This window comes from Flavobacterium zubiriense (assembly GCF_041729725.1).
Lineage (GTDB): Bacteria > Bacteroidota > Bacteroidia > Flavobacteriales > Flavobacteriaceae > Flavobacterium > Flavobacterium zubiriense.
This window is the reverse complement of sequence record NZ_JBCFQL010000028.1, coordinates 1-1,617: the sequence shown is the minus strand read 5'-3', so window position 1 is coordinate 1,617 and position 1,617 is coordinate 1. Positions and strand designations below refer to the sequence as shown.

Genomic DNA, 1,617 nt, shown 5'->3' with positions numbered 1-1,617 from the left:
CTACTGTATCGTTTTGAGCGTACCATTTCCATTTTAGGCAGAAGCCAAAGCACTTTTCAAAACTATGCCCGGCATGTGGCTTCTCTTTCACTTTACTTTGGTAAGATACCCACCGAACTTGATGCCGAGCAAGTACATGACTACTTGTTTTATTTACAAAAAAAGTCCAAAAGTCCTTCACAGTCGTATTTTAAACACACGGTTTACGGACTTCGGTTTCTTTTAAAGTCAGAAGGTCTTCCCTATGAATTTTTGCACTTACCCGAGATTAAACATGAGAAAAAATTACCGGTAGTACTCAGTAAGGAAGAAGTGTGGAAAATGCTTCAAGGTGCCACCCTGCTCAAACACAAAATCCTTATCGGTTTGCTCTACGGCTGTGGACTTCGGTGTATGGAAGTGCGTAACGTTCGATTGGGCGATTTGGATTTCGACCGCAAACAACTTCGTGTGGTGCAAGGCAAGGGCAAAAAAGACCGTTATGTACCACTATCGGCTCATTTAATTCGGGGACTCAGAGCCTATTTGGAAGCAGAAAAGCCCAAAGATTGGATTTTCAACGGACAACCCATGCCCAACAGAGCCGGAGGTGATTTTGATTCTCGCTATTCCCAAAGAGGTGTGCAATGGGCGATTAAACAAGTCAGCAAACAAGTCGGTATTACAAAAGAAGTACACGTGCATACCCTTCGGCATTCCTTTGCTACGCATTTGCTCGAAGATGGTATGGACATCATCACTCTGAAGAATCTCTTGGGTCATGAAAATTTGGAAACCACTATGGAATACCTTCAAATTGCTCAATTACCTACCCAACGTGTTTTTAGTCCGCTAGATACTTTGTTTGCCCAATGCAGCCGCCCTGTGAAGTAGCCCATGTGCTACACCATTTGGGCAAAAACATTGAGACTATCGGGCTTAACACTTGGCAGCTTCGAACACTTTATGCCCTAAAAAAGTGCCGAACAGCCGCCTTGGGTGGTCATATCGATGCGTGTGACTATTGTGGCAACCTCACCATCAGTTACAACAGTTGCAGAAACCGACATTGTCCGAAGTGTCAAGGTAAAAATAGAGAAGATTGGATATTGGCTAGAGAAGCTGAACTCTTGCCTGTGCCGTATTTTCACGTGGTGTTTACCTTGCCTGACAGCATCAATGCCTTGGCGATACATAACCCAAAATTGGTCTATACCCTTTTGTTTGAAGCCGTTTGGGAGACCCTTGCTCAGTTTGGTAAAAACCACAGTGTTCAAATGGGAATGATAGCCATTTTGCACACGTGGGGGCAAAATTTGAGTCTGCATCCCCATTTGCATTGCATCGTTCCCAGTGGCGGTATCGATAAGGCGGGCAATTGGAAGAACATCCGCTCTGAGGGTAAATACCTTTTTCCGGTCAAAGCCTTGTCGAAGGTCTTTAGAGCCAAGTATTGCCAAAAACTAAAAGGCAAAGAACCGATACCCTACGAGCAAATTCGCCAAGAGTTATGGCAAAAGCCGTGGGTTGTTTTTGCAAAACGACCCTTTGGAAGTCCAAAATCAGTGGTAGAATATCTGGGAAGATATACCCATAAAATTGCTATCAGTAACCACCGAATCAAGGTCGTTGACGATA

The 1,617-nt window shown here is 44.2% G+C and carries 2 protein-coding genes; both read left to right on the top strand.

The annotated features are described in order from the left end of the window. Positions 1-24: 24 nt before the first annotated feature. The gene (locus AAGV28_RS15385; RefSeq protein WP_373407638.1) at positions 25-873 is read left to right on the top strand and encodes a tyrosine-type recombinase/integrase; all 849 of its coding nucleotides are present in this window, start codon (positions 25-27) and stop codon (positions 871-873) included. Further along, the coding region (locus tag AAGV28_RS15380) for an IS91 family transposase (protein ID WP_373407637.1) at positions 852-1,617 on the top strand (766 nt) is incomplete at its 3' end. The genes AAGV28_RS15385 and AAGV28_RS15380, both read left to right, overlap by 22 nt.